Origin of the sequence: Sphingorhabdus sp., from assembly GCF_023910635.1 — a bacterium.
GTDB lineage: Bacteria > Pseudomonadota > Alphaproteobacteria > Sphingomonadales > Sphingomonadaceae > Sphingorhabdus_B.
This window is the reverse complement of sequence record NZ_JAAVVZ010000008.1, coordinates 84,805-110,192: the sequence shown is the minus strand read 5'-3', so window position 1 is coordinate 110,192 and position 25,388 is coordinate 84,805. Positions and strand designations below refer to the sequence as shown.

Below are 25,388 nucleotides of genomic sequence, written 5' to 3'. Positions count from 1 at the left end.
TACCAATTGCCCGAGCTTCACTATTGCTCTCCCTTCGCCTTCCACAATAATGGCATCAGTTCGGATACATCAACATCGCGTTTCATATCCGGAATGATCCCCAATAACGGACCAATGCGAGTCACCGTTTTCTGCACGACCGGTGCAGCGGTATAGCCTGCGGTCCGCTGAAAGCTGGATGCCTCGGTGCCCTTTGGTTCGTCCAGCATAGCAAGGACCACATAACGTGGATTGTCCATCGGGAATGCAGCGGCAAAGGTTGCGACCACGAGATTGCGGCTATATCCGCCAATGCCGGGTTTTTCCGCCGAGCCGGTTTTTCCGCCGACGCGATAGCCCAAGGCGTCGGCATTCTTGCCCGTGCCGTCGACCACAATCATGCGCATCATCTGACGCATCCGCGCGCTGGTTGCGGCCTTAAAAACCCGTTTTCCGGGGATTTTTGCCCCGGCCTTTGTCTTGAACATCGTCGCCGGCCGATAGATACCCCCATTGACCATCGCGGCATAAGCGCTGGCCAAATGCAGCGGCGTCACCGAAATCCCGTGGCCAAAGCCAACGGTCATATTGGTAAGACGGCCCCATGTTTTGGGATAAAGCGGCATCGCTTTTTCGGCGAGCTCAATGTCTGGACGCGTGTTGAAATGCATCGTGCGCAGCATCGCGTCCATGCGGGCGGCACCCAGATTGTCCGCAATTTGCGCAGTGACAATGTTCGAACTGTGGATCAGCGATTCTGGCGCGTTGAGCCAACGTTCCGAAGGGTGCGAGTCCCGAATTTTGAACTTGCCGACCTGAAGCGGCCTGGTGGCATCATAACGCAAAGACAGGTCGCGCACCGTTCCCGCGTCCATCGCCGCTGCCACCGTCAGTGGCTTAAACGTAGATCCAAGTTCATAGACACGGTTGGTGACATTATTGGTTTGCCGCGAAATCGGGTAGCGGCCATCGACTATATTTTCCCCAAGGTCGGGGATGTTGGCGAAAGATGGCCGGTTTGGGTTGAATGATGGCAGGGTGGCCATGGCGATGACTTCGCCCGTTTGCACATCCAGGATCACGCCCGCCGCACCCTTGGCAGTCGTTGCAGCCATGCCGGATGCAAGCTCGCTTTCAAGCGCGGCTTGCACGCGGACATCCAACGCAAGGTTCAACGGCGCAGAACGCTTTGACGGGTCACGCAGATAGTCATTCATGACCCGTTCCATGCCCATCGCACCTTTGCCATCGCGATTTACAAAGCCCAAGACATGCGCCGCCATATCATGCTGCGGATATAAGCGCGTGGCCTCACGCGGGAACTCGATGGCGATTTCGCCAAGGCTGTGCACCTGCCGAACTTGCTCTGGCAACGCGCGTTTCCGCAGATAGCCGGGCTTGCCTGCGGTCAATTTGGCATAAAATTCAGAAGCTGGTGTATCCGGGAAGATTCCCGCTAATTGGTTCGCCAATTGCTTGCGATTGCCCAGAATATCTTCTGGCTTTACCCAGATCGCATAGCCATAGATGCTGCGCGCCAAAGGAATGCCGTTGCGGTCCACAATGTCGCCCCGTTCAGGGACATATTCAGTGCTCGTCGCACCATATGCCCGCGTGCTCTCAAACAATGCCAAGGTGGCAAGGCGACCAATCAACAGCACGACAAACATGCCAAATGCCAGCAACAGGATAAGCATGCGCCAAAACCCGTGCGCCGCAAATGGTGGCGGGTTGATGCCGCTTTTCCGAGTGGTTGTGCGGGCCAGTTGGGGGTTCATTACCGGCGGCGTTCGTTCGCGGACTTAGCGGAAATGTCCCTTAACAGATCGTCGGACAAAAGCGTTTCGTCCATACGCGCCAGTCGCTCGGTCCGGGTCTGTTCAACCTTTGGCGCCAAAGGTTTTGGCGCGGCGCGCTTTGCCGGCTCGGCGAAAATCGGGGCCGCAACGGCCGTTGCAATCGCGGTCGACTTTTTCACTACGGCCTCAATCGTTGGTGCAGGGTTCGCCTGATTCGCGCTTGGCGCGACGTCGATATCTGCAGAAGCCATCATCACTGGTTTCGTCTGTTGCAGATCTCCGGTCAGTTCTGCAAGCGCAGCTTCACCACTAACAAATTGTTGCGCCGATGGTGGCTGATAGCCGTACAAAAGCTCATTCCATTCCTCCAGCTGCTGAAGGCTGGCGCGCGTTCGGATTTCCGCTTGAAGAAAGCTGATTTCCCTCTTTGTTTCAAGAATTTCTCGATCAACCGACACAAGATCGCCGTGCGTCGCCGCAACATTGAGCGACAAGGGATACAACAGAATGGCAACCATGAAAACCAAAGCCAACCAGCCGAGATTCTGAAGTCTTTTGATAGCGAGACTCATGCTGCAAGTCCTCCTGTTGCCCATGCGGCGGCGTGTGTGCGGGTTGCGGAACGTAAGGTTGCCGAACGTGACCGTGGATTACGGGCCAGTTCAGCGTCCGATGGCCGGACTGCCTTGTCAGCTTTATCAAAAGTGGGGTCCGGGCCGTCGCGGCCAACCAATGGCACATGACGCGAACCTGCGGCTTCTGCGCCACTACGGCGGCGCAAAAATTGCTTTACGATGCGGTCTTCAAGACTGTGGAAGGTGACGACAGCCAAGCGGCCACCTGGTTTCAACATGCGTTCGGCAGCCTCAAGGCCGTCGGTCAGCTCGTCCAATTCGCGGTTCACATGAATGCGAATGGCTTGAAAGGCGCGGGTAGCGGGGTCTTTCGGCGCGCCGGGCTTGTGACCAACGGCCTTGCGGACAATCGCGGCCAATTGCGCGGTGGTTTCTATGGGCCGCGCAGCGACAATCGAACGCGCGATGCGGCGCGAACGATGCTCTTCGCCATATCGGTAAATAATGTCTGCAATGTCAGCCTCTTCGGCTTCGTTGACGAAGTCTGCCGCCGTCATGCCGTCCTGACCCATGCGCATATCAAGCGGGCCATCCTTTTGGAAAGAAAAGCCGCGCTCAGCGCGATCAAGCTGCATCGACGAAACGCCGATATCTAATACGACGCCATCGACCGACGTAATGCCGTCGGCCATCAAGACATCGTCCATGTTAGAAAAACAGGCCGCGTAAAGACGCAAAGCGCCTTCACTGCGGCCCGCAAGGTCCGCACCTTCTTTAAGGGCATCGGGATCACGGTCGAACGCGTAAACGCGCGCACCGCCAGCCAGTATCGCTTGGCTGTATCCACCTGCACCGAAGGTACCATCCACGATCTCAGCGCCAGGGGTGATGGCAAGAGAGTGAATTACTTCATCCAGTAAGACTGGAATATGGGGAGCTGGAGCGTTCATTTGTCCCGCTTTGTCTGGGACAGCCAATAATTTAGCTCATCCTTAACGGGATTAAATGCCGCAGGCGCTTCTTTCAGGAAGACGTCGGGGTTCCACAGCATGAAATGCGTTGTCGCACCAAAAAAGAAGGCGCGATCTTCAATGCGACCGAAATGCTTGAGCATCGGCGAAAGCACAAAGCGGCCACTGGCTTCAAATGCAGTCTCGAAAATGGAGGATGCTGAAACGCCTGCGATTTCGCGGTCAAATTCGGTACCGCGATTAACGGCGCTTTGCCATTGCGCCTCGATATCGGCGCGCAGCTTAAGCCGCTCGGAGCCGCCAAAGCCAATCAGGCAAGGCAGGGTGGAATGGCGCGATATACACACGCTGTTGCTGCCGCTGGATTGCTGGACGCTGTCGCGCAGTTCTGCAGGAATGGTCGTGCGGCCTTTGGCGTCGACATTTGACACCCCCGAACCTGCAAAGACGACCAACGCTGACACTAACCGCACCCCCTCCGAAAAAAGGGCGCAGATCTCTAATCATGGCGAAGCATATCGCCATGCGGACGCCGTAACGACCGATAGAATCAGGAATCCACCCCTTGATGACTGTGTATAGCAAGGGATTTCATGGATGAAAAGAGGGATTTTATGGAAAAATTATCTCATTTTTGGCAAAACGTCGAAATTCCGTTACTTCTTGTACATCGCTCCAAATGCAGGTGGCATAATGGAAGGGATTTTATGGAACCCAAAACGCCAAAATCGGTGGCTTTGCGGGTGATTGCGGCACCATTTTTCTCATCGTCCTTCATTTTCCCACAAAATCCCCGTCCAGCCCCTTATTGCCTTGCAGAGCTGTCAAAAGCGCTTGCAGCAGGGCTATATTGGCAAATTCATCCTTGCCGGTGAGTATCCGCATCCCCCGCCCTTCCCAAAAGGCGGCATCGAGAAAATCGGCATCGGCCACAAGAATAGCGCGCCCTGTGCCAATCCGGCAATCCGCCAAAAGGCCTTTCGCCAATATTGCGCAGCGGTTCTTGGCAGTGCTCTGTTTGGGCAGCCATTCCCCAGGTGTTACCGTCCGGATATTGAACACGCCAATCTTGCGCATGGAAGCAGGCCCCTCGTCCTCAAGCGGCAAGACCAACTCCACCCCCCAATAGTTTAACAAGGGCGACAGCATCGACGTAAACAACGGACGCCGTTTATCGCCCAAGGGGTAAAGGCTTCCCCATTGCAAAGCGGGGTCGGCAAGTATCAACACAAGGCCACCCTGCCGAACCCAGTTGTCGATCGAGGCCAATTCGCGTGGTGCAAAGGCCCGCGGTTGCGCGAGCAGAAGCATGTGCTTAGGCCTTGACGCCCAAGTCTCCAGATCGTCGATGGGCGTGATGTCATAATGCACGCTGAGACGCGTAAAGGCGGGATGCGGGGCGGCGTCCTTGGCCAGATCCGCCTCAATACCTCCCTCGCTCCATACCAGCGGCAGCGTAGTCATCAGCCCCAAGGGCGGCTTTGGCCGACTGTCTGTTGGACGCGTAGTGGCAAAGCCAGCGAGCAAAAGCAAAAGCGCAAATGCCGCCAACAAAGCGACAAGCAGCCACTTTCTACCGCCGAACTGGGCCAATCTATCAATCACCAAGCAAATATTACCGTGCGGGCGCGGATGAACGCGGCGTTTGCGCTGCATCCTTGGCGGCTCTTTCGGCGTCGGTCTCCTTGGCCACCGGTGTAACGCCCAGCTCCGCCAGCGGTTCATCCGGCGTCGCGTCCTTGTCCGCTGTCAGGGGTGCAGTTTCAGGGACGCCGCCTGTTTGTGGCCCGTCACTCACCCGGTCAAGGACCATATTGGCCAATGTCACGAACAAAAGCACGACGACGAGCCCGACCAGCCCTACCTGAATACGCTGAATTGCGGATTGCTTTTGTTCGACCATCTGCGTTCTCCTTAAACCCCAATATGGCTTTTAGCTGTCTTGCTGCCACGGCATCACGGGCAGGTTTTTGCTGCGCATCCACGCCGGATTATAAATGGTGGACAAATAGCGAAAGCCCGTATCACATAATATCGTCACGATACGCTTACCAGGCCCCAGATGCTTTGCCAGCGCAATGGCACCTGCGACGTTGATCCCCGAAGACAGCCCAAGGCAGAGCCCCTCCTCCGCCAAAAGCCGCCGGACCCAGACAAGGCCCTCCTCATCGGAAATACGGAATTGCGTATCAATGGGCGCGCCGTCGAGATTGGCGGTGATGCGTCCCTGCCCAATGCCTTCAGCGACAGAACTGCCTTCTGCGCTTAATTCGCCGCAGGAATAATAGTTATAGAGCGCCGCACCATGCGGATCGGCCAGAGCGATGGTGACGCCCTCATCCTTTGCCTTTAGCCCAAGCCCGACGCCAGCGATCGTCCCGCCCGTGCCAGCGGCGCATATGAATCCGTCAATTTTGCCGCCCATCTGCGTCCAGATTTCTTCGGCAGTCGTTTCAATATGCGCGCGGCGGTTGGCAATATTGTCGAACTGGTTTGCCCAGACGGCATTTTCGGTCTCCTCCGCGAGCCGGCGTGATGTGTGCACAAAATGCCCCGGGTTCGCATAAGGCGCAGCTGGCACAAGCACGAGCTCTGCACCCAAAGCGCGCAGCGTGTCCTTTTTCTCCTGACTCTGCGTTTCAGGCATGACGATGATCGTCTTATACCCAAGCGCATTGCACACCAAAGCAAGGCCAATGCCCGTGTTACCGGCCGTGCCCTCGACGATTGTCCCGCCGGGCTTCAACAGCCCCTGCCGTTCGGCGTCGCGGACGATGTAAAGCGCGGCGCGGTCCTTTACCGACGCACCAGGGTTCACATATTCGCATTTGCCAAAAATATCGCATCCGGCTTCCTCGCTTGGCCCTTTCAGGCGGACGAGGGGGGTGTTGCCAATCAAATCAAGTGTTGAGCCGAGCGTGTTCATACCGCTGATAGCTAGGCGCGTTCATGGCCAATCGCAAGACGGTCTAGGGTCAGGACAATATACGGGCCAAAGGCGGTTATTATCGCAAAAAGCATTTCGAGTATTGTTATAATATATCATTGCGCCTAACGCTTTGCTCAATATCCCGCTCTTATGGATGACGTTCCCTCATGAAAACTGCCCCACTTCTTACGATATCCGCAAGCGTTTCCGCATTGTCGCTGGCATTGGCCGCGCCCGTTTATGCGCAGCAAAGCAACTCGGCTTCGACCGAAGCGCGTATACAGTCCGACGACTTTCACGGGTCCGACGACATCGTCGTCACCGCGCCGTTTGTTGAACGCCTCGACATTCTGTCCGGCACGTCGGCGATTTCGGGCGAAGTGCTCGCCGAAAAAACCCGCGCGCAATTGGGCGATATATTAACCAGCCTGCCCGGCGTTTCGGCGACGAGCTTCTCCCCCGGCGCATCGCGGCCCGTGCTGCGTGGGTACCAAGGGAACCGCGTTGCCGTCCTTACCGACGGCATTGGCAATATCGACGCCTCCAACACGTCGGCGGACCATGCTGTCACCATCGACACGTTGACGGTCGAGCGGATTGAGGTGTTGCGCGGGCCAGCCGTCTTATTGTTCGGCGGCCAAGCCGTGGGCGGCGCGGTCAATGCGCTCGACAAAAGGATACCAAGGTCCATCCCGGACGAAGCCATCCACATCGATGCGCTGGCCGGATATGGCAGTGCCGCACGCGACTGGTCCGGCGGGGCGTCGATTGATATGCCGATCACGGACCGGGTCATCGTCCATCTCGACGGCAGTTACCGCAACAGCGATGATCTGCGTACCGGCGGCTATGTCCTGTCCCCCAATTTACGCGCTGAGGTCCTCGACTTTGCTGCCGAGGAAACCAGCGAAGGCAATCTGGAAGAAGCGGCCGAAGCAACCGAACTTGCTAACCAACGCGGCCGCATTGCCAATAGCGCAGTGAAAACATGGACCGCCGGCGGTGGCATCGCGTTTATCGACGACGGCGGCAATCTTGGCCTGTCTTACAGCATTTACGACACCAATTACGGCATCCCTGCCCGCCCCGGCGCATCGCACGCGCATGAGGGCGAAGAAACCACAGAGGAAGCACCTGTCACCATCGGCTTGCGTCAATATCGCCTCGACTTTCGCGGTGAAGTCAATTTGGGCGACGGCTTGTTTGAAAAGCTGCGTCTGCGCGCGGGCTATGCCGATTATACCCATACCGAATTTGAAGGCGACGAAATCGGCACCATATTCAATAGCCAAGGCATTGAGGCGCGGGCCGAATTTGTGCAGAATGACCGTAACGGCTGGCGCGGGGCAAGCGGCGTCCAATATCAGACCCGCGATTTCGAAGCGATTGGTGCAGAAGCCTTCGTCCCGCCCAACAAGACGCGCCAATATGGCCTGTTCACCTTGCAGGAATATACCAAAGGCAATCTGGACGCCGAAGTCGCCGTGCGGTTCGACACGGCAGAATTGCGCGCCGACACTTTGGGCTTAACGCGCTCGTTCAACAATGTCTCTGCCGCTTTTGGCCTTGGCTACCATATTGGCGATTTGAAGATCGGCGCGAATATTTCGCGGACGGGCCGTGCGCCAGCGGTGGAGGAATTATTCTCCAACGGACCGCATATCGCAACGCAGGCCTTCGAAATAGGCGACCCTAATCTGAAAAGTGAGCGCGCTTGGAATGGCGAGCTCTACGCCCGGTATGACACGCCGGGGACCGCGTTCAGCGCAACATTATACACCAACCGCTTCGACAATTTCATTTATGAGGCCGAAACTGGCAACATCGAAGACGATTTGCCTGTATTCCAATATTTCCAAAATGACGCCAAGGTTTGGGGCGTGGAATTTCAGGCGTCCAAGCGCCTCGCCAGCTTTGGCAGTTCAAATCTTTCGGTCGATGGCGTTGCGGATTATACACGCGCCAAAATCTCGTCCGGTGGCGGCAATGCCCCGCGCATCCCGCCCTTGCGTTTGCTCGGCGGCGTTGAATTGACCAATGCAAGCTTTGACTTACGCGGCGAAGTCGAATTTAGCGACGATCAGACAAAGACCGCGACATTTGAGACGCCAACTGACGGTTTCACTTTGGTCAATGCTTCGGCGACCTGGCGGCCGTTCGGGCGGGATCGCAACATTGCGTTGATTGCGTCGGCGAACAATATCTTCGATGTAACCGCCCGACGTGCCGCGTCTTTTACCAAGGATTTCGTCCCATTGACCGGTCGTGATTTCCGGGTGACAGCACGCTTGAGCTTCTGATCATCCGATATTGTTCATGCAACACCGCCAAGAGTGCGCGCCAGTGATCGCACCCTATAAACGGAACCTTCGCGCGATCGGCAGGTTAGCCAGCTAGGTCTAATTTTTGGGCCAAGATCTTGGAGAATATCATGCGCAAAATTGCAACGATCATCCTGCTCTCAGCCTCATTGCTGGCAGCGGCCTGCAACACCGTTAAGGGCGTCGGCGAAGACATTGAATCCGTCGGCGAAGCGGGTGACCGCGCTACGTGACAGACGGTCTGTTGAAGTTACGTGAGGGCTGGAGGGGAACTTCTGGCCCTTTGGTTTGCTCATTCCGAGTCATGCTGAACAACCTACCGTCACCCTGAACTTGTTTCACCTTCGGTGACTGTCGTTCCAGGGTCCATTTATCCGTTCTAGCTATGGGCGTGCTGCACGATGGACCCTGAAACAAGTTCAGGGTGACGTGGGGGATGAGGGTGACTTTGTGGAGAGGGCAAGAAGACGAAGGACGACGGCTGCGTTGTCAAACCTACAAAACGGCCTCTTCGATGCTTTCCGCCTTTTTACGGCGGCGGCGGGTGAACCAGATCGCGATGAGGGCAAGTTCGTATAATATGCACAAGGGGATCGCGAGCAGCAATTGCGACACGACATCGGGCGGCGTGAGGACGGCGGCGATGGCGAAGGCACCGACAATCGCATAGCGTCGTGCGCTCTTAAGCTGTTCCAGCGTGACGATCCCGGCGCGTTCCAGCAGCATCAGCAACACCGGTAGCAGAAACGAAATGCCAAAGCCGAAGATGAACTTCATCACAAAATTCAGATAATTGTCGACACCCGGAAGCGCCTGTTGCTCGACACCGCCGACATTGCCCCCAAAGCCAAGCAAATATTCCAGTGCGACGGGGATCGCCATATAATAAGCCATCGACGCGCCGGTGATGAACAAGACAGGCGTGGCCAGCAAGAATGGCAGAAAAGCACGCTTTTCTTTGCTATACAGGCCGGGCGCAACAAAGCGCCATAATTGCGTTGCGAACACCGGGAAGGAGAAAAAGGTAGCGGCAAAAAACGCGACCTTAATTTCAACAAAAAATGCCTCAAATATGGCGGTGTAAATCAGTTTCGTCTGGCCCGACGCGAGCAAAGGCTGCACAAGAAAGCCGAAGATCGGTCGTGCGAAATACAGGCTGATGCCAAAGGCAATGGCGAGCGCCAAAAAGCTCCAGAGCAGACGGCTGCGCAGCTCAATCAAATGATCGAGCAAGGGCATTTTGCTATCGTCGATTTCGTTCATGTCTTGGCCGCCGTTTCGGTGGGCGGCGTGTCGACGGGCGTTTCTGCGATATGCGTATCAGGGTCATCACCGACCACGTCTGCGCGTGGATCGGCCGGATGCGCGCGCATGATGCGTTCATTTTCGGCCTTCCACTTTTTCTCAAGCTCTTCGAGTTCCGACTGGCGCACCATTTCGTCAAAGCCTGACCGGAAATGCGCCACGACACCGCGCGCCTTGCCCACCCATTTGCCGACAACGCGTAATGCCTTTGGCAAATCCTTTGGCCCAATGACCAAAAGCGCCACAAGGACGACAAGCAACAGTTCGGATGACGCGATATCAAACACGTCAGGCCCCCGACATCGAGGGCGAGTGATGCCGCGCTGTCAATGGCTTAGCCTTGAGTCTTGTCAGTCTGCTTTTCAGCGTCAACGACCGTATTTGCGCCAATTTGCGGCGGAGCCTTAGGGGCTTCGTCCTCTTCGCTCATACCTTTTTTAAAGCTTTTAATGCCTTTGGCGACGTCGCCCATCATGTCGGAAAAACGGCCCTTGCCGAACAAGAGCAACACCAAAATGCCAACAATCAGCCAGTGCCAGATGCTAAAACCACCCATTTCAAACTCCTAACGGGGCGCGCCCCGGATGTTGCGAACCCTATGTCGCATGTCCTTCACCTATTTAGGCGTTGTTTTCGTCAATTGCCAGTTCGGCGTCACTTTCTTCGCCGGCAAATAGCATATCACCCATTGCGCTATCAATCGGGTCAAGCAAGCCGGCGGCTTTCAGATCCGCGATGCCCGGCAGATCCTTGCGGCTGATAAGCCCGAAATGCGTCAGGAAACCGGGCGTCGTGGCGTAAATCAGGGGGCGCCCCGGCACTTCGCGGCGGCCAGCAGGGCGCACCCATCCAGCCTCCATCAAGACATCAAGCGTGCCCTTTGAAATCTGCACGCCGCGAATGGCCTCAATCTCGGCGCGGCTGACGGGTTCATGATAAGCGATGATCGCCAACGTTTCGACCGCAGCGCGGCTGAGCTTGCGGCTTTCCTCGCGTTCGCGGCGCAGCAAATGCGCCAGATCAGCGGCTGTTTGGAAATGCCAGGTCTTGCCGCGCCGGACGAGTTCAATGCCACGGCCTTCATAATGTTCGGATAATTGCGTAAGCGCTGCCGCGACATCGACGCTGTCACCGACATAGCTGCGAATTTGCTCTACGGTCATGGGATGGTCGCTGGCGAACAAGGTCGCCTCTACCGCGCGCAGGTCCGGGTCGGTTTCGATCATCTTACCCTTTTCCGCACCATTAATGGCGCAAAGGTCGCCTCTTGTCGCAAATCAGCGATCCCACGTTTGGCAAGCTCCAAGGCGGCGACAAAGCTGGAGGCCAAGGCCGATTTACGCAAGGCCGGGTCCGCCATCGGCGGCAAAAACGCATGTATCGCGGTCCAGTCAATCGCGCGGCCAATCATGGCCGATACGCGCTCCAACGCTTGTTCCAACGTCATGACCTGGCGTTTTTTGACGATGTGCATGGCAGGCGCGGTGCGCGCGTTGATTTGGCCATACGCGGTGATGAGCTCAAAATAATCGCATTCCCACGCCCGCGCTTTGACCACGCGCAACCCTTCGGGTGTGCCGCGCAAGAACACATCACGGCCAACCCGGTCGCGCGCCATCAACCGCGCGCCGCTTTCACGCATGGCGTTCAGCCGCTCCAGCCGCAATTGCAGGCGCAAGGCGAGCTCCTCCGGCGACGGGTCAATCGTCGGATCCTTCGGCAACAATAAGGCCGATTTGAGATAGGCCAACCACGCCGCCATCACCAGATAATCGGCCGCGAGCTCAAGCTTCAGCGCACGTGCCCGATCAATGAACACCAGATATTGTTCGACCAAGGCGAGAATCGACAATTGGCGCAAATCGACCTTTTGATTGCGGGCGAGCGCGAGCAATAGGTCCAACGGCCCTTCCCAGCCGTCAATATCAATGGTCAGAACATCAGGACCAAATTTGACACTGGCAGCGCTCTCATCGCGAAGGGCGTACTCTGCATCAAAGAGCATTGGCCCTGTCATGCCGCGCCAGTGGCCCCGCCTGTCAGCTTCGCTTTAGTGTCGGCCAAGGCAAGCAACTGGTCACGCTTGTCCAGCAGATGCGCCAGCCGGTCGGCGTCAAACGGCACAGGCGACAGCGCCATCGCGCGGTCAAGGCGCGCACGGGCAGCAGGCGTAATGTCGGGCAGATTATTGGCTATCGCCACCATTTCGTCAAAGCGGCCCCAGCAATTAAGCGCAAGATCGCAGCCGGCCTTAACGCATGCCAAAGCGCGGCTCGCGACGTCGCCTTGCAACGCGTTCATATCGAGATCGTCGCTCATCAACAGGCCGTCGAAACCGACCATATTGCGAATAACCTCATCAATGACAAAGCGCGACATGGTGGCGGTGTGCGCATTGTCCCAAACATCATAGACAACATGGCCCGTCATGCCCATCGCAGCGGTGTTGAGCGCGCGGAAGGGGGCAAGGTCTTGCGCCAACTCGGCCTCGGTTGCGGTTACATGTGGCAAGTCGTGATGCGTGTCGACAGTAGCGCGGCCCTGCCCCGGCATATGCTTTACGACGCCGATGACGCCGCCCAAGGCAAGACCATCAAGGATCGCGCGGCCCAACGCCGCCACGCGCATCGGATCGCTGCCCAAGGCGCGGTCGCCAATGGCGCAATGCGTGTCGGGCACGCGGACATCGAGGACGGGCAAGCAATCTACATTGATGCCGACTTCGGTCAGCGAGAGCGCAATGGCTTCGGCATTGCAACGTGCCGCCTCAATCGCGGTGATAGGTGCAATGTCATACAGCGCGTCGAACGCACCGCCAGCGGGGAAATCAGGCCAGACCGGCGGACGCATCCGCGCGACACGGCCGCCCTCTTGGTCAATCAGGATGGGCACATTGTCGCGGCCATGCAACGCCCGCAAGCTGTCGGTCAGCGCGCGGACCTGCGCCCGATCTTCGATATTGCGTTTGAACAGAATATAGCCTGCTGGCTCGACATCGCGAAACAGGCGTTTTTCATCATCTGTCAGGACCAGGCCCGATAGGCCAAATATTACCGGCTTCATGGCGTGAACGCTAAGCCCGCCGCCGCCGCAAGGCAAGTATGGAGCGGCGGGAAGTGGCGCTTTAGCTGTGTATAATTACCGGATAGCGCCCAAGAAATCGAGCTTACCCAGGGGCACACCCTTCATCCGCAACAGCGCATAAGCCATGCTGAGATGAAAGAAGAAATTGGGGATGGCAAAGCCGTGGACATAACTGTTGCCGGTGAAGGGAATGTCGCCGCTGGGCGTGGTCAGTACGACTTTTGCATCTTCGCGCGCCTCAAAACCATCGGGCGATGCGGCTTGCAGAAAGGATATGGCTTTGGCCACGCGGGCTTGGACATCGTCATAGCTGGCTTCATCATCGGCCCAAGGCTGGTTTTCAACTTGGCCGACGCGGACCGCGACAAACTTTGCAGTATCGGTGGTCATCTGCACTTGCTTGGTCAGCGGGGCCATGTCGTCGATCAGCCGCGCATCGAGCAATTCAGCCAAATCCATGCCCTGTTCAGCGGCGAAAGCCTTACCCTTTTCGAGCATGTTCGAAAGGTTTTTCAAGCCGCGAATGAAAGCAGGAATGGAGGCATCGTATAAAGCAGGCATATTCTTTTCCTCGGGAAGTTTGGCGCTGCGTACGTTGCTATGTGCAACGCTTCAACATGAAAAGGGGGGATGGTGTCTTTATGTTGAAGTGAATGGTGACGCCGGCCCCCTTCCCCACTTCGTCACCCTGAACTTGTTTCAGGGTCTATTTCGCCTCTCATATTCTGGGTTTGCCGCACGATAGATGCTGAAACGAGTTCAGCATGACGATGGTCAAAAATTTGTCTGTCTCATCCCCCAACACCTATTTAGCCGATCAGCACGACGACGGAGGTTTTACCGCACGATCAGGCAATTCTCACCAGCGGCCTTCAGTTTTGCGCAGAGTTGCTGCGCTTCGGTTGAATTGGCGGTGATGGCTTGCAGACGGAAAACCGTGCCCCCGCCTTCGACATTGGCTTGGGCAATCTTGCGATTCATGCCCGCCAAAAAACCAAAGCGCTTGTTTAGACCGGTCCATGCCGTTTCGGCCTTGGCGGAATCGCCGAACGCGCCAAGCTGCACAAAGACGGCATTTGTAGGCTCTTTATTGGTTGCAGTTGGGGTCGCTGGCTTCGCTGTGACAGGGCCAGCGGGCGGAACCGCGAGCACGGCGGTAGCTTCCGCAGGCTTTTCCTTGTCATTAGCCTTGGGCGCGACGATCCGTTCGCCCGTGCCATTTGGTCCGCTCGGTTGGCCCGGTTGAAGCCAATAAACGCCCCCGGCAGCCGCCGAGAACAAAACCAAGCCAGCCAAAGTAGCTGCAGCAATACCGATGGTCAGGGATTTGGCGGCGAACTTCATAAAGGGCAATTCTCGGGTTTCTTAGACTTAGGTCGCGGGTGCGACACGTGATTTGGTCCTTATCCCCCCATTGCGGCCCGCGCAACAGGGGATAGCTCTTGGCGGATGCAACGACTTTATCCAGGGTCATGACCCTACAGGACATTGCGCATGACTGAACAATCACCCCCCCAAAAAATCGATCCGGCTGCGCGTGATGGATCCCCGCCTACGCGGGGATGACGGAAAGGGGCTGGGATGACGGGATGGGGCTGGGATGATGGGATGGGGCTGGGGTGATGGGATGGGGCTGGGGTGACGAGGGGGATTGAGCAATGGCGCCAGAAATCTACCGCACGATTAGGCAATTCTCACCTGCGGCCTTCAGTTTTGCGCAGAGTTGCTGCGCTTCGGTTGAATTGGCGGTGACGGCTTGCAGACGGAAAACCGTGCCCCCGCCTTCGACATTGGCTTGGGCAATCTTGCGATCTATGTCCGCCAAAAAACCAAAGCGCTTGTTTAGACCGGTCCATGCCGTTTCGGCCTTGGCGGAATCGCCAAATGCGCCAAGTTGCACCAAGACGGCATTTGTAGGCTCTTCATTGGTTGCAGTTGGGGTCGTTGGCTTCGCTGTGACAGGGCCAGTGGGCCGAACCGCGAGCACGGCGCCAGTTTTCTGCCCTTCGCTTGCGGCAAAGGCAGAGTCGCCTTCACCTTCGAAGCTTTTGCCGCCAGCATCCGCAGGCTTTTCCTTATAATTACCCTTGGGCGCGACGATCAGTTCGCCCGTGCCATTTGGTCCGCCCGTTTGGCCCGGTTGAAGCCAATAAACGCCCCCGGCAATCGCCGCGAGCAAGACCAAGCCAGCAACCGCCAACAAGGCGGTCCTCATGGGCGATCCGTTCGCCTCTGCGGCATAACCGTCAGCGGTTTCGAGCCAAGGCAGACGATTATTGTCGTCGAGGTTCAGTCCATCATTGTCGCGGTCCATCACGTCACGTCCCCAATCATTACATGTTGCCAATCCCTACATATTGTACGCGGCTTCAACCCCCATCAGCCGCAATCCATTACGCAGAACTTGCCCGATATTATGCGCCATGAAAAGCCTTGCGCCTGTAACTTCCGGATTTTGCACCAATATAAAGCGCTTGTCAGGCTGGTCATTACCTAAGTTCCAATAGGCATGGAATGCAGCCGCCAAATCATTCAGATAAAAAGCAATCCTGTGCGGTTCGCCTGATTTTGCGGCGGCTTCCACAATACGCGGGAAATTTGCGGCTTCGCGGATGAGGCCGATCTCCGCATCGCCCAGCAACGCGATATGCGCGCCATCGGGGCCAAGTCCTTCGAGTTCTGCCTTGCGCATGGTCGATGATATGCGCGCATGGGCATATTGCACGTAGAATACCGGATTGTCCTTCGACGCTTCCACCACCTTGGCGAAATCGAAATCCATTTGCGCATCGGACTTGCGTGTCAGCATCGTGAAGCGGACGACGTCCTTGCCAACTTCTTCAATCACCTCGGCCAAGGTTACAAAGCTGCCCGACCTTTTGGACATTTTAACAGGTTCGCCGCCGCGCAGCAGGCGCACCATCTGCACCAGCTTGACATCGAAATCGACCTTGCCATCGGTAAGCGCATTGACCGCCGCCTTGATCCGTTTGACCGTGCCTGCATGGTCCGCGCCCCAAATGTCGATCATCGCATCGACGCCTTGGCTTTTCTGGAAATGATACGCTAAATCAGCGCCGAAATAGGTCCAGCTGCCGTTGGATTTCTTGATGGGCCGGTCTTGGTCATCGCCAAATTGTGTTGAGCGGAACAAGGGAAGCGTCACAGGCTCCCAATCTTCAATTTCCTTGCCTTTTGGCTTCTCCAGCTCGCCGTCATAGACGAGCCCGCGCGCGCGCAACTCCTTCTCCGCGACATCGGCCTTGCCCGCTTCATGCAGCTCGGCCTCTGACGAAAACAGGTCATGGTGGATGCCAAGCAAGGCCAAGTCGGCCTTTATCATCTCCATCATTTCGGCAACGGCGGCCTTGCGGAATAAAACAAGCCATTCGCTTTCAGGCGCGGCAACATATTGGTCACCAAAACGCTTCGCAAGCTGCTGGCCAACGGGAACCAGATAATCGCCGGGATACAGCCCTTCTCCGATTTCGATGGTCTCACCCAATGCCTCACGATAGCGCAGATGCGCTGACCGCGCGAGAACGTCGACTTGGCCGCCCGCGTCGTTAATATAATATTCGCGGATCACGCGATAACCTGCAAATTCAAGCAATTTGGCCAAAGCATCACCGACCACAGCGCCACGACAATGGCCCATGTGCATGGGGCCAGTGGGGTTGGCGGAAACATATTCGATATTCACTGACTTGCCATCGCCCACATGCGAGCGGCCATAATCGTCGCCCGATACCGCCATTGCGCGCAATTCATCAAGCCATGCCGACGCATCGAGTCGCAGGTTGAGAAAGCCCGGCCCAGCAATTTCAACCGCCGTAACACCAGCGACCTTGGCCAGTTCAACCGACAAAGCCTCTGCTAAGGCGCGCGGGTTGGTTCCGGCAGGTTTCGCCAGCACCATTGCCGCATTGGTGGAGATATCGCCATGCGTCGCATCGCGCGGCGGCTCGACCGTTACATTGCTGCGGTCCAAATCCGTCGGCAAGGTTCCGAGCGCCACAAGCGCGTCCAACGCATGGTCGACATGCGCTGCATATTGTTCAAAAAGGGTCATGACTGTGCCTTGAAATTAACGCGGATCAACGCGTGACATTGTAACGCAGCTGATCTTCGGTCAGCTGAAAACCGATGAGCATTTCAAAGCTTGATCGGACAACCGCTGCGCGCACTTCAGGATCGGCCATGGGGTCAAGCGCCGCGTCGGGATCACCCGGCTTGCGCTTCTTGGTGATTTTCTGCACGATTTCGGCGGGCAAGCTGGCCGCGTTCTTGTCGATATAGCCAGCCGCTTGCGCCTGCGCCGATGCGCGTTGCTGGCCATCGGCGAATTGCAGTGTCACTTGGCCGACACGCTTTGCAATAACGGCGCTGCCGCCTTGAACCACCGTGTTGAAATAAGGCACAGTTACGGTCCGGCTGCCGCGCACGTCGCTGCGCCGCGCTTGCACATCAAATGTCGCCTGCGAAAATATTTTCTCGCCGCTTTCGTCGCAAACGGGACGAATATTGGTGATTGTCGCAACCACGTCGATGGCATCGGCGTCCGTGCTGTTTATTGGGTTGAAAATGGTGATGTCACCCGTGCCATCGGGCACCGCAACCGTAGGGCAGCCGGATCGCGTGACGTTCACGCCAACACCAGCAGCGACATCCAGTTCGCCGTCGCGTGAACAACCAGCCAAAGTAGCTGCGACAATACCAATGGTCAGGGCTTTGGCGGCGAAGTTCATAAAGGGCAATCCTCGGGTTTCTTAGACTTGGGTCGCGGGTGCGACACGTGATTTGGTCCTTATCCCCCCATTGCGGCCCGCGCAACAGGGGAAAGGTCTTGGCGGATGCAGCGACTTTATCTAAAGAAGATTGCGCATGACTGAACAATCACTCCCCAAAAAATCGATCCGGCTGCTTTTGGCCGCGCCACGTGGTTTTTGCGCTGGCGTTGACCGCGCTATCCAGATTGTCGAGCTCGCGCTCGAACAACATGGCGCGCCGGTCTATGTCCGCCACGAAATCGTCCACAACCGCTATGTCGTTGACAGCTTAAAGGTCAAAGGTGCAATTTTTGTCGAAGAACTCGACGAAGTTCCCGACGGCGGCCATGTTGTATTTTCCGCCCATGGCGTGCCCAAATCTGTTCCTGCAAATGCACAAGCACGTGGCCTTGCCTATTTTGACGCGACATGCCCATTGGTATCAAAGGTCCACAAGCAAGCCGAACGGCAGGTTGAAGCAGGCCGTCATATCATTTTCGTGGGCCATTCGGGGCATCCGGAAGTCATCGGCACCTTTGGCCAAGTGCCCCCCGGTGCGATGACCCTAGTGGAAACAGCCGACGACGCACGGTTGATTGCGCCTGAGGAGCCCCATAATCTCGCGTTTTTGACGCAGACGACATTGTCAGTCGATGATACATCGGAAATCGTAGGAATCCTTCAACAGCGCTTCCCCAATATTGTCGGGCCAAAGGGGGAGGATATTTGTTATGCCACGTCCAACCGCCAAGAATCGGTCAAAGCAATTGCGCATGAATGTGACCTTGTCCTCGTCATCGGCGCGCCGAACAGCTCAAATTCGCAGCGTTTGGTTGAGGTTGCCGCGCGTTCCGGCGCGAAGGCCTATTTGGTGCAGCGTGCCGAAGAAATTAGCCTGAACTGGTTTGATGACGTTAAAACGCTCGGCTTGACCGCAGGTGCGTCTGCTCCTGAAGTATTGGTGCGCGAGATTATCGACGCACTCGCGCTGCATTTCGACTTGGATGAGCAGCAAGTCACCACCGCCGAAGAGACCATCACGTTCAAACTGCCCCGCGAACTGGCTGGCGCGGCGAGCTGATTTGGCGGTTTATACGCAGTTAGGGCCGCAGCAGGTTGATGCATTGTTGGCGCATTATGACGTCGGCGCGCTTGTCGCGTTGAAGGGCATTGCGGAGGGCGTCGAAAACAGCAATTTCTTCGTGCAAACAACGCAAAGCCGGTTCATCCTGACCCTGTATGAAAACCGCGTAAACCCCGAAGATCTGCCGTTTTTCTATGCCTTACTCAAACATTTGCATGATGCAGGTTGTAAGGTGCCACAGTTTATCACGGATCGTGATGGCCAATGGCTGCAAACGGTCGCGGGGCGGTCGGCTTGCCTTATAGAGTTTCTCGATGGCGTATCCATTACCGAGCCGACGGCGGCACAAGCCCGTTCGACCGGTGCGGCATTGGGGCATATGCATAAGGCGCTGGCCAATTTTACTTTGTCGCGGCCAAATAGTCTTGGCATTTCGGCATGGCGGCCATTGGCGATGCGTTGCACGGCCGAGGGCCTTGAGGCGATTGCGCCCGGCCTGTCAGCGCGGGTGTTTGCCGAGTGCGATTATCTGGAGGCGCATTGGCCAACCGATTTGCCCGTTGCGGCGATCCATGCCGATCTGTTTCCGGACAATGTCCTGATGCTTGGCGACCATGTCAGTGGCTTGATCGACTTCTACTTCGCCTGCACCGAAATCCGCGCTTATGACTTGGCGGTGACGCACAGCGCATGGTGCTTTTCCGATGATGGCACCGTTTTTGATGCAGAGGTGAGCGCCGCCTTGCTTTCGGGCTATACCGGTTGCGTGTCCTTGGACGCAGCAACGCGGGAAGCCTTGCCCATATTGCTGCGCGGGGCATGTCTGCGGTTTTTGTTAACGCGTTGCTATGACTGGATTAACACGTCGGCAAATGCGCTTGTGACGCGCAAAGACCCGCTGGCTTTCCTGCGCCGACTTGATTTCTACAGCGACAGCACACAGGTTGAAAATATGTTGGGGCATTATTCTTGAAACAGCTTGAGATTTTCACCGATGGCGCCTGCAAGGGCAATCCCGGGCCCGGCGGGTGGGGCGCTGTGATCCGTTATGACAAGCATGAGAGAGAAATTTCGGGCGGGAATCCCGATACTACCAATAACCGGATGGAGCTTTCCGCCGCGATTGAAGCGCTCAAAATCCTGATCGAGCCGTGCCATGTCAAATTATACACGGACAGCAAATATGTCCTCGACGGGATCACCAAATGGATCCACGGCTGGCAACGCAATGGGTGGAAAAACGCGTCAAAACAGCCCGTCCGCAACGCCGATTTATGGCATGACCTGATTGATGCGGTTGCCCGTCATCAGGTCGAATGGATTTGGGTGAAAGGGCATAATGGCCACCCCGAAAATGAACGCGCCGACCGGCTGGCGAGTGACGCGGCGGAGGTTGCGGCGCAGCGCTAAAGAAAACGCGCTGGCGTGTAGATAGCGGCATTCACATTCTGCGGCGCGGCGATAGCTGCATCCAACAATGACCCGGCTAGCTGTGCTGCGGCAGGTGCAGTTTGGATGCCAAAGCCGCCCTGCCCCGCAAACCAGAAAAACGCATCGTTCGCCCCATCGCGGCCAATGACTGGCAACCGGTCCGGCGCAAAGCTGCGCAGCCCGGCCCATTTATGTTCGACCCGCTGAATGTCCCAATCGACCACGGCCTGAAGCCGATCAATCGCGGTGGCGACGTCCAGTTCCTCCGGCGCGGCGTCGCAGGCCGGGGTTGCGGTTTCGTCATGCGGGCTGAGCCACAGGCGGCCGCCCGCATCGGGTTTGAAATAGAAACTGCCGTCCAACCCAATGACCAAGGGCAAGTCCGCCGGAACAACTGGTGACACGACCAATTGTGCGATCGTGCGGCGATAGGGTTGGATGCCCAAGGGCCGCACCTGCGCCATTTGCGCGACTTCATCGGCCCAAGCGCCCGCCGCGTTGATGAGGATATTTGCCGAACAGTTGAAACTGCCAGCCGAAATCTGCCATACCCCATTTTCGTATTTTGCAGCGCTCAGGCGGCTATTGCAGTGTAGCACCGCGCCTTGTCTTTTTGCTTGGCGCAAATAGGCGGCGTGCAAATGAGCAACATCAATATCGCAACAGTCTGGTTCCCAAAGGCCATGCGTCCATTCGCTGCGCAGTCCGGGGACATAAGTTGCCACTGCGGCACGGTCGCTGACGTCGATATGCACGCCGCTGGCCGCAAATTCGGCGAGCATATGGTCCGCTATCGCCGTCTGATCCGATGTACCGATGTGCAGCGCGCCGCGCTTGTGCATCAAAGGGCCGTCATGAAAATCCGCAGGCGGCGCGGCCAAAAACGGCCCTGACGCAGTGGTAAGCGGCTGAACGCCCGGGCCGCCATAGCATTCGACCCAGAATGCGGCTGATCGGCCCGTCGCATGATAGCCGGGATGCGCCTCTGCCTCAATCAACACCACCGATGCCCGCGCGGACAATATCGCCGCAAGGCTTGCACCAGCAATGCCAGCGCCGATAATGGCAAAGTCAAAGTCGCTCATTTTCGCGGTGCGTTGGCTTCCAAAAAGCTATCGATCCGCGCAAGGCACTGGTCACGAACGGGATCCGCCTCCCGCAACAATTCATGCGCGGCCTCTTTGCCGAAGATTAATGTTTCGGCATGTGGCAGGCGTTTGCTGTCGGCAATCACGCGCGGGGTGCTGACCAATTGGTCGCCGGTGGTCGCGAGCAGCAGGATGGGCGTCTTGACCGCCTCCAACAGACCCGGCGCCTCCAACATGCGGATCGACGCAATTGCGCGTTCGATCCAATGCCAGCTTGGCGGCCCCAATTTGACATTGGGGCGCAATTTCCACCATGCGATTTCGTCTTCGTAACGATCATCATCATGCGTCAACATTTTGCCACGCATCGCCATGGGCGACATGGGCTTCTCGCTGACTTTCCATGCGGCATCCTCGCCTTTGCCGATTTTGACCATCAGCTTGGCAAAAGCGTGGTTCAGGGCCAGCGGCAGACCGCCGGTTTGAATGCCCAACATTGGCGCGCTCAACACCACAGCGTCAGGGTCAATCGCCTTTTCCACCAAAGCGCGCATGGCCAAATGCCCGCCCATGCTATGCGCCATGACGACAACCGGGCCGGGATTTTCCTGTTTCCAAGCGCTCCAAAAAAACCGCAGATCAGAAATCCAAGTGCCGAAATCATCGATATGACCCACTTGCGGGTCCGCCAATAACCGTCCGGATTCCCCCTGCCCTCGCCAGTCGATTGCCGTCACGCGCCAGCCGGCATCGGCATAATATGCCAGCGTCTCCAGATATTTTTCATAATGGTCGCCGCGGCCCGGCAAGAACAACAACGACCCGCGTGGCGGGTTTGCGCCTTGCCAATCAATGCGGCGAATGGCCCATTGGTCGGCGGCATGCCAAATGCTCTCCACTGCGTCAGCAGGGATCATGCGTCGGTTCATAGCTGTGTTTGTCACGTGCATGCTTACCTTTTGGCAATCTTTCATGGTTAATCCCGGGCGGATGACCAATGAACCGATCATCTACTTTACCCTTATTGGCTTGGCAATTGCGCTGTTGGTGTCGATCTACACCGACATCCGATACCGGCTGATTTACAACGGCGTGACGCTCGCCATTGCGTTGGGCGCACCTGTGTATTGGTTCGCGAGCGGAGGTTTCGGCCTGCCTGAAATCGGTATCCATATTTTCACCGCCACGCTCACCTTCGCGGTCTTCGCCGCTGCGTTCCATTTCGGCGCAATGGGCGGTGGCGATGTAAAGCTTTTTGCCGCCTTGGCGCTCTGGTTTCACTGGATAGATGTCATCCGGTTAATTTTATATGCGTCAATAATCGGGGCATTTGTGACCCTGATTTTTCTACTCATTCACAAAATAAAACAAGGGGATGGCCATGCGCGCATCCCCTATGGTGTAGCTATCGCAACCGCCGGGTTGTGGATAGCCGGTGAACAAATTTTTAACCATTTTACATGAAGTAACAAGTTTCATTCACGGGACCACTCAGGGGACAGTTTGTCATGGATAGGAAAAAAGTCGTATTGCTGGTGGCTGCGTTGCTCATTGCAGCAATCACCGCCTTTATGGCGCGCAGCATGTTCACCGGTGCTTCGGCACCGCAAGCTGCGGCAGCTCCGGTGCCAGCATCAACAGGGCCAAAGGTTCTGGTCGCAACGCGAGCGTTGCCTCCCGGCACGCTGATCACCGTAGACAGCGTTCGCTACCAGCCATGGCCAAAGGAGCTGGTTCAATCCGCTTATTTCAAAGAAGGTGACAAGGGGGCATCGATTGATGGTTTGGTTGGCACCGTTGTCCGCAACGCCGTGACTGCAGGGCAGCCACTCACGCAAGGTTCGCTGGTAAAGCCGGGTGATCGCGGCTTCCTTGCTGCGGCGCTTGGTCCTGGCATGCGCGCCGTTACGGTGCCTGTATCGGCACTGACGGGCGTTGCTGGATTTGTCTTTCCCGGCGACCGCGTCGACCTGGTCCTGACACAGAATGTGAACGCCAGCAGCGGCCCTCCATTGAAGGTTTCGGAAACCATCGTGCGCAACTTACGCGTGCTTGCAACCGACCAACGCGCAACGCCAACGCTGGATGAAAAGGGTAACACGGTTGTGACTGAATATAAATTGGTCACCATCGAAGCCACACCGCGTATCGCAGAAAAGATTACCGTTGCCCAATCCATCGGCACCATCAGCCTGTCCCTGCGCGCATTGACGGACAATGCGGCCGAGCTTGAGATGGCCATGGCGTCGGGTGAGGTTAGCATTCCCGAAGACGCAACCGCAGAGGAAGAGCAAGCCATTATGCGGCAGGTCGCCCAGCGCCCGTCCGCAGGCCGCAGCACCTATGCCACCGGCGGTGATGTCTCACGCTTCCAACGCAGCAGCGTGCCCGCGCAAATGCCCATTGCCGTCGCCGCAGAGGCAGCGCGCACGCAAAAGCAAGTCGAGAAAATCATGAAGGGTCCTGTGGTCCGTGTGTCGCGTGGCGGCAACATGACCGAAGTCGACATTAGCCGGAGATAACAACATGGCACGTTTTACCAGAATACAGTCGGGCTTTGCCGCCATCGCCATGACCGCCGCTTCATGCATTTCGGCCTTGGTGCTATTACCTGCAACAGCCGCAGCGCAATCCGCAAAGGACGGCAGGCTGATGATTTTGTCCATCGGACGCGGTCAACAGGTCAATCTGGGTTCGAACATCACGGACGTCGTGGTTGCTGACCCCGCCATCGCCGATGTCGAAGTCAAGTCGGGGCGTCAAATCTACATCTTGGGCAAAGGGCCTGGCGAAACCACCGTCTACGCCACGGATGCGGCAGGCCGCAATATCTTTCAAGCAACCGTCCGCGTCGGCAGCAACATGGACTCGATTGCGCAAATGTTGGCAATCGCCATGCCAGAAACGCAAATCGTCGTCACCACGATGAACGGCGTCGTGCTGTTGACCGGCACAGTAGGTCAGCCGGAAGAAGCCGTTGAGGCCGAAAATCTGGTCAAGACCTTCGCAGGTCCGACAACGCAGGTGGTCAGCCGCCTGAAAAACGCAACGCCGTTGCAGATCAACCTGCAGGTGCGGATTGCGGAAGTCAGCCGTTCGCTTTCGAAAGAAATCAACGGAAATCTGCAGGCGCTAAGAAGCGGCACGGATAATAATGGGCAGCCTTATGCGTTTGGCGTGGCGCACGGGCGCGACTTTGTCTCTGATAACAAACAATTAATCTATCCGCAGGATACGAGTACGATTGCGGGTCTCGGTCGCCTGTTCGGCGTCGATATTGGCGCTGCGTTTGACATGTCGGAAAAGGCAGGCTTGATATCGACTCTCGCGAACCCCAATCTTACAACGGTGTCCGGCGAAACCGCAGAGTTCCTCGCCGGCGGCCAGTTTCCGGTGGTTACATCGTCCAACAACGGCACCAGCGTCGAATATAAGAATTACGGCGTCAACCTGACCTACACCCCTATTGTGTTGTCCGATGGCCGTATTTCCTTGCGCGTGCGATCGGAGGTGTCGGACATATCGTCACAAGGCGCAATCCGCATCAACGGTATTGAGGTGCCTGCAACCACAAACCGGATGGCAGAAACAACGGTTGAACTCGGTTCGGGCCAAAGCATGATGATCGCCGGATTGTTAAGCAACCAAATGGGCAGTTCGGTATCGAAACTGCCCGGCGCGGGCGATATTCCCGTGCTGGGTGCATTGTTCAAGTCCAATGGCTGGCGCCGCAACGAGACCGAGTTGATGATTGTCATCACGCCCTATCTCGTCAAGCCAGTGTCGGAAAGCCAACTTGCCCTGCCGACCGATGGCCTACATTCACCCAGCGACCTGGAACGTGCATTCCTCGGCAAAATGTCGAATGGCAAACGCAGCAAGACACGTCCGATGCCAAGCATCGCGCCCACGGTTTCCAACGGACCCGAACTTGGTTCCGTCAGCACATCGGCACCGAACTTGGCCGTAGCGCCCCAATTACCGGCATCCGCATCCGCAACCAGCGGCCCCGGTTTCAGCTTCGACAATTGATCGCCAGATCGAGGAGACGAT

The 25,388-nt window shown here is 56.9% G+C and carries 28 protein-coding genes; 8 read left to right on the top strand and 20 right to left on the bottom strand.

What is annotated here, in order from left to right; genetic code table 11:
* Positions 1 to 20: 20 nt before the first annotated feature.
* From HEQ34_RS06960 to HEQ34_RS06930, 7 genes are all read right to left on the bottom strand, one after another.
* Positions 21 to 1,757 carry a penicillin-binding protein 2 gene (locus HEQ34_RS06960; RefSeq protein WP_296199100.1) on the bottom strand — a complete coding sequence of 579 codons (1,737 nt, stop codon included), beginning with the start codon at positions 1,755 to 1,757 and terminating at the stop codon, positions 21 to 23.
* Entirely contained in the window at positions 1,757 to 2,350 is a 594-nt protein-coding gene (locus tag HEQ34_RS06955; RefSeq protein ID WP_296199098.1) for a hypothetical protein, read from the bottom strand. Before HEQ34_RS06955 ends, HEQ34_RS06960 begins: the two co-directional genes overlap by 1 nt.
* The gene (rsmH, locus tag HEQ34_RS06950) at positions 2,347 to 3,303 is read right to left on the bottom strand and encodes a 16S rRNA (cytosine(1402)-N(4))-methyltransferase RsmH (RefSeq protein ID WP_296199096.1); all 957 of its coding nucleotides are present in this window, start codon (positions 3,301 to 3,303) and stop codon (positions 2,347 to 2,349) included. The genes HEQ34_RS06955 and rsmH overlap by 4 nt, the downstream gene beginning before the upstream one ends.
* Positions 3,300 to 3,788, bottom strand: coding sequence for a hypothetical protein (locus HEQ34_RS06945; RefSeq protein ID WP_296199094.1), 489 nt, complete (start codon positions 3,786 to 3,788; stop codon positions 3,300 to 3,302). The genes rsmH and HEQ34_RS06945 overlap by 4 nt, the downstream gene beginning before the upstream one ends.
* 310 nt (positions 3,789 to 4,098) lie before the next feature.
* The gene (locus tag HEQ34_RS06940; protein ID WP_296199091.1) at positions 4,099 to 4,932 is read right to left on the bottom strand and encodes a hypothetical protein; all 834 of its coding nucleotides are present in this window, start codon (positions 4,930 to 4,932) and stop codon (positions 4,099 to 4,101) included.
* Between the two features lie 7 nt (positions 4,933 to 4,939).
* On the bottom strand, positions 4,940 to 5,227 hold the full coding sequence (locus HEQ34_RS06935; RefSeq protein ID WP_296199089.1) for a hypothetical protein: 288 nt from the start codon (positions 5,225 to 5,227) through the stop codon (positions 4,940 to 4,942).
* A 30-nt stretch (positions 5,228 to 5,257) separates the two neighbouring features.
* Positions 5,258 to 6,250, bottom strand: a complete 993-nt coding sequence (locus HEQ34_RS06930) for a cysteine synthase A (RefSeq protein WP_296199087.1) — start codon at positions 6,248 to 6,250, stop codon at positions 5,258 to 5,260.
* A 170-nt stretch (positions 6,251 to 6,420) separates the two neighbouring features.
* Here HEQ34_RS06930 and HEQ34_RS06925 point away from each other — a divergent pair, with 170 nt between their 5' ends.
* Positions 6,421 to 8,553 carry a TonB-dependent receptor gene (locus tag HEQ34_RS06925; protein WP_296199085.1) on the top strand — a complete coding sequence of 711 codons (2,133 nt, stop codon included), beginning with the start codon at positions 6,421 to 6,423 and terminating at the stop codon, positions 8,551 to 8,553.
* A 131-nt stretch (positions 8,554 to 8,684) separates the two neighbouring features.
* The gene (locus HEQ34_RS06920; protein ID WP_125229934.1) at positions 8,685 to 8,807 is read left to right on the top strand and encodes an entericidin A/B family lipoprotein; all 123 of its coding nucleotides are present in this window, start codon (positions 8,685 to 8,687) and stop codon (positions 8,805 to 8,807) included.
* Positions 8,808 to 9,069: 262 nt separating this feature from the next.
* Here HEQ34_RS06920 and tatC read toward each other — a convergent pair whose 3' ends face one another.
* The 11 genes from tatC to HEQ34_RS06865 form a co-directional block, all read right to left on the bottom strand.
* Positions 9,070 to 9,837: a twin-arginine translocase subunit TatC gene (tatC, locus tag HEQ34_RS06915; RefSeq protein WP_296199082.1), complete on the bottom strand. Its 768-nt coding sequence runs from the start codon at positions 9,835 to 9,837 to the stop codon at positions 9,070 to 9,072.
* On the bottom strand, positions 9,834 to 10,166 hold the full coding sequence (gene tatB / locus HEQ34_RS06910; RefSeq protein WP_296199080.1) for a Sec-independent protein translocase protein TatB: 333 nt from the start codon (positions 10,164 to 10,166) through the stop codon (positions 9,834 to 9,836). The genes tatC and tatB overlap by 4 nt, the downstream gene beginning before the upstream one ends.
* Positions 10,167 to 10,213: 47 nt before the next feature.
* Positions 10,214 to 10,435 (bottom strand): twin-arginine translocase TatA/TatE family subunit, encoded by a 222-nt coding sequence (locus HEQ34_RS06905; RefSeq protein WP_296199078.1) that lies wholly within the window; start codon positions 10,433 to 10,435, stop codon positions 10,214 to 10,216.
* Positions 10,436 to 10,499: 64 nt separating this feature from the next.
* A complete protein-coding gene (gene scpB / locus HEQ34_RS06900; RefSeq protein ID WP_296199076.1) occupies positions 10,500 to 11,105 on the bottom strand; it encodes an SMC-Scp complex subunit ScpB in 606 nt (201 codons plus the stop codon).
* Entirely contained in the window at positions 11,102 to 11,896 is a 795-nt protein-coding gene (locus HEQ34_RS06895; protein WP_296199073.1) for a ScpA family protein, read from the bottom strand. Before HEQ34_RS06895 ends, scpB begins: the two co-directional genes overlap by 4 nt.
* Positions 11,893 to 12,942, bottom strand: coding sequence for a beta-N-acetylhexosaminidase (gene nagZ / locus HEQ34_RS06890; protein WP_296199071.1), 1,050 nt, complete (start codon positions 12,940 to 12,942; stop codon positions 11,893 to 11,895). The genes HEQ34_RS06895 and nagZ overlap by 4 nt, the downstream gene beginning before the upstream one ends.
* A gap of 75 nt (positions 12,943 to 13,017) precedes the next feature.
* Entirely contained in the window at positions 13,018 to 13,524 is a 507-nt protein-coding gene (locus tag HEQ34_RS06885; protein ID WP_296199069.1) for a DUF1993 domain-containing protein, read from the bottom strand.
* Positions 13,525 to 13,800: 276 nt separating this feature from the next.
* Positions 13,801 to 14,307 carry an SPOR domain-containing protein gene (locus tag HEQ34_RS06880; protein WP_296199066.1) on the bottom strand — a complete coding sequence of 169 codons (507 nt, stop codon included), beginning with the start codon at positions 14,305 to 14,307 and terminating at the stop codon, positions 13,801 to 13,803.
* A gap of 328 nt (positions 14,308 to 14,635) precedes the next feature.
* Positions 14,636 to 15,277: an SPOR domain-containing protein gene (locus HEQ34_RS06875; RefSeq protein ID WP_296199064.1), complete on the bottom strand. Its 642-nt coding sequence runs from the start codon at positions 15,275 to 15,277 to the stop codon at positions 14,636 to 14,638.
* A 36-nt stretch (positions 15,278 to 15,313) separates the two neighbouring features.
* The gene (gene argS, locus HEQ34_RS06870) at positions 15,314 to 17,035 is read right to left on the bottom strand and encodes an arginine--tRNA ligase (protein WP_296199062.1); all 1,722 of its coding nucleotides are present in this window, start codon (positions 17,033 to 17,035) and stop codon (positions 15,314 to 15,316) included.
* 25 nt (positions 17,036 to 17,060) lie between these two features.
* Positions 17,061 to 17,711: a hypothetical protein gene (locus HEQ34_RS06865; protein ID WP_296199059.1), complete on the bottom strand. Its 651-nt coding sequence runs from the start codon at positions 17,709 to 17,711 to the stop codon at positions 17,061 to 17,063.
* Positions 17,712 to 17,847: 136 nt separating this feature from the next.
* Here HEQ34_RS06865 and ispH point away from each other — a divergent pair, with 136 nt between their 5' ends.
* The 3 genes from ispH to rnhA are packed head-to-tail and all read left to right on the top strand — an operon-like array spanning position 17,848 to position 20,226.
* Entirely contained in the window at positions 17,848 to 18,813 is a 966-nt protein-coding gene (ispH, locus tag HEQ34_RS06860; RefSeq protein WP_296199057.1) for a 4-hydroxy-3-methylbut-2-enyl diphosphate reductase, read from the top strand.
* Between the two features lies 1 nt (position 18,814).
* Positions 18,815 to 19,789: a homoserine kinase gene (thrB, locus tag HEQ34_RS06855; RefSeq protein WP_296199055.1), complete on the top strand. Its 975-nt coding sequence runs from the start codon at positions 18,815 to 18,817 to the stop codon at positions 19,787 to 19,789.
* On the top strand, positions 19,786 to 20,226 hold the full coding sequence (rnhA, locus tag HEQ34_RS06850) for a ribonuclease HI (RefSeq protein ID WP_296199053.1): 441 nt from the start codon (positions 19,786 to 19,788) through the stop codon (positions 20,224 to 20,226). The genes thrB and rnhA overlap by 4 nt, the downstream gene beginning before the upstream one ends.
* Here the strand turns inward: rnhA and HEQ34_RS06845 are convergent.
* Both HEQ34_RS06845 and HEQ34_RS06840 read right to left on the bottom strand, forming a co-directional pair.
* A complete protein-coding gene (locus HEQ34_RS06845; protein ID WP_296199051.1) occupies positions 20,223 to 21,332 on the bottom strand; it encodes an FAD-dependent oxidoreductase in 1,110 nt (369 codons plus the stop codon). The two genes, rnhA and HEQ34_RS06845, sit on opposite strands and share 4 nt — an antisense overlap.
* Complete coding sequence (locus tag HEQ34_RS06840) at positions 21,329 to 22,252, bottom strand: alpha/beta hydrolase (protein WP_296199049.1); 924 nt, start codon at positions 22,250 to 22,252, stop codon at positions 21,329 to 21,331. The genes HEQ34_RS06845 and HEQ34_RS06840 overlap by 4 nt, the downstream gene beginning before the upstream one ends.
* Here HEQ34_RS06840 and HEQ34_RS06835 point away from each other — a divergent pair.
* The 3 genes from HEQ34_RS06835 to HEQ34_RS06825 are packed head-to-tail and all read left to right on the top strand — an operon-like array spanning position 22,251 to position 25,367.
* Positions 22,251 to 22,799, top strand: coding sequence for a prepilin peptidase (locus tag HEQ34_RS06835; protein WP_296199047.1), 549 nt, complete (start codon positions 22,251 to 22,253; stop codon positions 22,797 to 22,799). The genes HEQ34_RS06840 and HEQ34_RS06835 overlap by 2 nt on opposite strands.
* Before the next feature lie 44 nt (positions 22,800 to 22,843).
* Positions 22,844 to 23,857, top strand: a complete 1,014-nt coding sequence (gene cpaB / locus HEQ34_RS06830) for a Flp pilus assembly protein CpaB (protein ID WP_296199045.1) — start codon at positions 22,844 to 22,846, stop codon at positions 23,855 to 23,857.
* A 4-nt stretch (positions 23,858 to 23,861) separates the two neighbouring features.
* A complete protein-coding gene (locus HEQ34_RS06825) occupies positions 23,862 to 25,367 on the top strand; it encodes a type II and III secretion system protein family protein (RefSeq protein WP_296199043.1) in 1,506 nt (501 codons plus the stop codon).
* The last annotated feature ends 21 nt before the right edge of the window (positions 25,368 to 25,388 follow it).